Here is a 4,821-nt window from a genome sequence, read left to right as displayed (position 1 = left end):
TTGAGGATTAACGGCCTGTTTACGCGTGCGGTTGCGCGGATTGTTACGCGTGCGTTTCGGCTTGCCGTCATCCTGTTTGTCGTCCGTTTGTGATGCGGGCTCACGGGCAGCTTCGTTTTTCGGTTTGGCATCACGTGGTTTATCGCGACGATTTTCTGGTTGAGCAGTAGGTTTAGCCGCCTCATCTTTAGATGACTCTTTAGTCGCTAGGTTTGTCTGCTGCTCTTTTTGACGACTGCTCTTTTGATCATTGTCCTGGAGCTTGGCCTCATCTTGCTGAGGGTGGCGTCGACGGTTGCGAGTACGACTAGGACCGCTACGTTTATCGTTAGCGTCGTCGTTATTATCAGCGTTGCGCGGTTGGCTAGGCTGCTGGTTACTCGGCTGTTGATTGCTCGATTGCTGCTGACTGCGCTGCTCGTTTCTGCTGGCGCTTTCGCCACGTTCACGGGCAGGCTTTGGCTTGCTTTCGCTGCGCTGTGAGCGATTTTTGCTCGTTCTCTCAGGCTGCTTGCGGGCAACAGGAGCTTCCGGTTCGGGCTGGCTCGTGCTGGTATCTTCACCGCCTAGCAGTTTGGCAAAGCCTCTGATAAAGCGGCCAATCACACTGGGTTGCTCTTCAGTGACGGTGGGAGTCGCTGTAACGGCTTTATCTGCTTTGGCAGCTCTCTCTGCCTTTTCTTCAGTCTGAAGAGAGGCGGGCGCGGGTGCATTATGTACAACGCTTTTAACCGCTGCTTCAGCGCGCATGGCGGGCGGAGTGAAGCTAGGATCGGGTTCTTTGCCTACTTCAGTATCAGTCGAAAGCTCGAAGCTGGATAACGTCAGGCTTTCATCATCGTCTAGGTGGTCATCACGCAGTCGCTGAACGTCGTAATGCGGCGTATCCATCTCGGGATTCGGCAGGAGAACTACGCGTACGCCTTGACGTGATTCGATGTCTGCCAGAACGCTGCGCTTTTCATTCAGCAAGTAGGTGGCGACAGGTACTGGAAGAATGGCGCGGATTTGTGCGCTGCGCTCTTTCATGGCTTCTTCTTCGATCAGGCGCATGATAGAGAGCGAAAGCGAGCGAACATCACGAATAGTGCCTTGGCCGTTACAGCGCGGACAAACAACGCCGCTGGTTTCGCCTAGCGAGGGGCGCAGCCGCTGGCGTGACATTTCCATCAAGCCAAAGCGAGAAATCCGACCAATCTGAACGCGTGCACGATCCAGCTTCAGGGCATCGCGCATGCGGTTTTCAACCTCACGCTGATTGCGCGCAGGGCCCATATCGATAAAGTCGATAACCACGAGACCACCGATATCACGCAGGCGCAACTGTCGCGCAATCTCATCGGCTGCTTCAGAGTTGGTTTGCAGCGCGGTTTCTTCAATATCGCTGCCGCGTGTGGCCCGGGCAGAGTTGATATCAATCGAGACTAGCGCTTCGGTATGATCGATAACAATAGAGCCACCAGAGGGAAGCTTTACTTCGCGCTGGTAAGCAGTTTCGATCTGCGACTCAATTTGGAAGCGCGAGAAAAGAGGGACTTCATCGGCGTAAAGTTTAATTTTCTGCTGATAAGAGGGCATTACCTGACGAATAAAGCCCAGCGCTTCTGCATGAATCTCGGGGCTGTCAATTAACACCTCGCCAATGTCTTGGCGCAGGTAATCGCGCATGGCGCGGATAATGACATTAGATTCGCGGTAAATCAGGAATGGGGCTGAGCGCTTGCCAGCTTCAGTGGTAATGGACTCCCACACTTGGACAAGGTAATCCAAGTCCCACTGCAGCTCTTCTGGGCTACGGCCGATACCGGCGGTGCGAACGATCAGGCCCATTTTGTCTGGCACTGTCAGTTGGCCCATGGCATCTTTCAGCTGGCTGCGGTCATCACCTTCAATGCGGCGTGAAATACCACCTGCACGGGGATTGTTCGGCATCAGAACAAGAAAGCGGCCCGCTAAGCTAATAAAGGTAGTCAGTGCTGCCCCTTTATTGCCACGCTCTTCTTTATCAACTTGGACGATGACTTCCTGGCCCTCTTTCAGCACCTCTTTGATGCTAGGGCGACCAGACACATCTTTGATAAAATATTCGCGGGAAATTTCTTTTAGTGGCAGGAAACCATGGCGTTCGGCGCCAAAATCAACAAAAGCGGCTTCAAGGGAAGGTTCTACCCGGGTGATTTTGCCCCGGTAAATATTGGCTTTCTTCTGTTCTCGAGCGCCAGATTCGATGTCTAAATCGTAAAGGCGTTGCCCGTCTACCAGCGCAACCCGCAGCTCTTCTGGCTGGGTTGCGTTAATCAGCATCCGTTTCATATTGTCTCACATAGCATTGCGAGCCGACGAGCCGTCTAGGCGTGGCGTAGACGAATCGCTGGGTGCTGCGTGCTTGTGCTCGGCGCATTGCTATGCTGACGCATTAAGCCGGGAAGGCAATCATGCCGACCCGGCCGAAAGGGCGTTGAGTACGTGGCGGAGGCAGAACATGTTTCGGTGGCTGTCACGTCCATCCGGCTCTGCTGACACCGCCAACACCTGGCATTCATCGATTCGTCAACGCCGGTCATCGGCACAGCGTTGAACTTGGCGCCCCAAGTCAAGCAGCACCTTGTGACGAACAGGATAGGCTGCTTGGGGCGTGACGTTTGTTAATTCAATTGCCTGCCATTGCGGGCGAAGCAAAAGTGTCTCTGCCGTCAAAAAGCATGCGACAGAGTAACTGTATATCCAGTACGTAAGGCGTGTGGGTAATGCGTACACTACGCCATTTTGCCTGTGCTCTGGCCTGCGTGTTTGTCGGGCAGGCGCTTGGCAAGCGTGGTAGTACTCCCGTTACGACGTGTCTGTTTACGGGTAAGCCACACTTGGCCGCTGAACGTTTTGGAATATAACAGTAAAGACAACTACCAGCAATTGACGCAATGCGCATTGGTCTACGCTAGAATGCCGTTTTTAGCCTGTCGCTATTAGATCACACCAGGAGTGAGCGTTAATGTCCGAAGGGCGGGAAGTACAGTGGGTGGATATCGCCCCGGAACAAGCAGGTCAGCGAATCGATAATTTTCTGATGACGCGTTTAAAAGGTGCTCCTCGTGCATTGATTTATCGCATTGTGCGGAAAGGCGAAGTAAGGGTTAATAAAAAGCGCGTCAAAGTAGATTATCGACTTCAAGCGGGTGATCTAGTGCGTGTGCCGCCGCTGCGATTAGCACCGAGAGAAGCGGTTAAAGAGGTGAGTGACAACTTACGTGATTTATTAATTGGTAGCGTCATTATGGAAGGACCCGATTGGATGGTGATTAACAAACCATCCGGATTGGCCGTCCATGGCGGAAGTGGCGTCAAAATTGGTCTCATTGAAGCGCTTCGGCAAGTGCGCGATGACCTTACTTTTTTAGAGCTTGTCCACCGATTGGATCGTGATACATCGGGCTGCCTACTGTTGGCAAAATCTCGTGATGCGCTCGTCACACTTAACGAATCGCTGAAAAAGCATGCAATGGACAAGCGCTACTTAGCGTTAGTGGCTGGTCGTTGGCCTGCTCGGAAGAGCTATGTGAGTGCTCGCTTAGATCGCTTTGATGCGGGTAACGGTGAAAGGCGAGTGCGGGTAGATCCAAATGGCAAGGTTTCACGGACTCACTTTTCGGTAGTAGAAACCTTTGAAAAGGTCACGCTGGTAGAGGCGGAGCCTGTGACAGGCCGCACCCACCAGATTCGTGTCCATGCGGCTCATGCTGGGCACGCCTTATTGGGCGACGATAAATACGGTACCCGCGAAAGTAATCATATGGCGCAGCGCCTTGGCTTGGGGCGTCTATTTCTTCATGCCCGTGCATTAACGTTTCCTGAGCCTGGCAATGGTCGACCCGTTACGGTGAAAGCGCCGCTGCCTGAGGCATTGGAAGAAACGTTAAAACGCGCTCGTAAATAAGGAAGCGACATGCGCTATGAGCTAATTATCTTTGATTGGGATGGCACATTGATGAACTCCGTGCCGAAAATTGTTGCCTGCATGCAGGCAGCTGCTTCTGATGCCGAGTGGAATGAGTTAGACGTCAGTGCTATCGAGAATATTATTGGCTTGGGCCTGCCTGAGGCGATAGCGACGTTATGTCCTGGTATTGAAGCGGTTCAGGCCGAGCGCTTGCGTCAACGCTATGCCTACCATTTCGTTCATGGTGATTCGACGCCCATGCCTTTTTTTGAAGGCGTTAAAGAGCAAGTTGCCCGGCTGCGTGAACGTCCTTATCAGCGTTTAGCGGTGGCGACGGGGAAGAGCCGTCGTGGTCTAGATCGGGTTTTTGCCGAAACAGAGTCAGGTGGTTGGTTTAATGCTAGCCGAACAGCAGATGAAACGCGCTCTAAGCCTCATCCGCAGATGCTGCTTGAACTGCTCGAAGAGCTAAAAGTGCCTGTTGAGCGCGCTGTGATGGTGGGTGATACCGAGTATGACCTTGAAATGGCAAGGTCTATTAATATGGATCGTGTGGGTGTTACTTACGGTGTGCATACTCCCGCTCGGTTAGCGGCTAGTCAGCCTGTATGGCTGGCGGATGATGTAGATAGCCTGTTCGACTGGCTTCACGGTTAGCGGCGTTAGCAACCCCTGTGGGTAGTGGTTGTACGATCAAGCGAACACTAGGAATCGTATATGAGTGATGAGCAGCAGCGCGATGGAAGTGGTGATGGTAGAGGCGCTCAGGCGGGTGATGACTTTCCTGGCCAGGAGAGTGGTGACCGTTGGACCGATGGGCCGGAGGTTGTCCAGCAGGCTAAAAAGCAACCGCTCCCGGGAGCGGAGAGTGATGATGCCGAAACACT

4 protein-coding genes are annotated in these 4,821 nt (G+C 53.1%); 3 read left to right on the top strand and 1 reads right to left on the bottom strand.

What is annotated here, in order from left to right:
- Positions 1-2,313 (bottom strand): ribonuclease E (rne, locus tag INT22_RS04900; RefSeq protein WP_193067796.1); only part of this gene is annotated, 2,313 nt, incomplete at its 3' end.
- A 434-nt stretch (positions 2,314-2,747) separates the two neighbouring features.
- Here rne and INT22_RS04895 point away from each other — a divergent pair.
- From INT22_RS04895 to INT22_RS04885, 3 genes are all read left to right on the top strand, one after another.
- Complete coding sequence (locus tag INT22_RS04895; protein WP_167457118.1) at positions 2,748-2,888, top strand: hypothetical protein; 141 nt, start codon at positions 2,748-2,750, stop codon at positions 2,886-2,888.
- A 101-nt stretch (positions 2,889-2,989) separates the two neighbouring features.
- On the top strand, positions 2,990-3,931 hold the full coding sequence (locus tag INT22_RS04890; protein WP_193061324.1) for an RluA family pseudouridine synthase: 942 nt from the start codon (positions 2,990-2,992) through the stop codon (positions 3,929-3,931).
- Between the two features lie 9 nt (positions 3,932-3,940).
- Positions 3,941-4,591 (top strand): HAD family hydrolase, encoded by a 651-nt coding sequence (locus tag INT22_RS04885; RefSeq protein ID WP_193061325.1) that lies wholly within the window; start codon positions 3,941-3,943, stop codon positions 4,589-4,591.
- The last annotated feature ends 230 nt before the right edge of the window (positions 4,592-4,821 follow it).

It is taken from the genome of Halomonas sp. 3D7M (assembly GCF_014897885.1).
Taxonomy (GTDB): domain Bacteria; phylum Pseudomonadota; class Gammaproteobacteria; order Pseudomonadales; family Halomonadaceae; genus Vreelandella.
The sequence above is the reverse complement of the archived record's forward strand: the minus strand, read 5'-3'. Positions and strand labels throughout refer to the sequence as shown.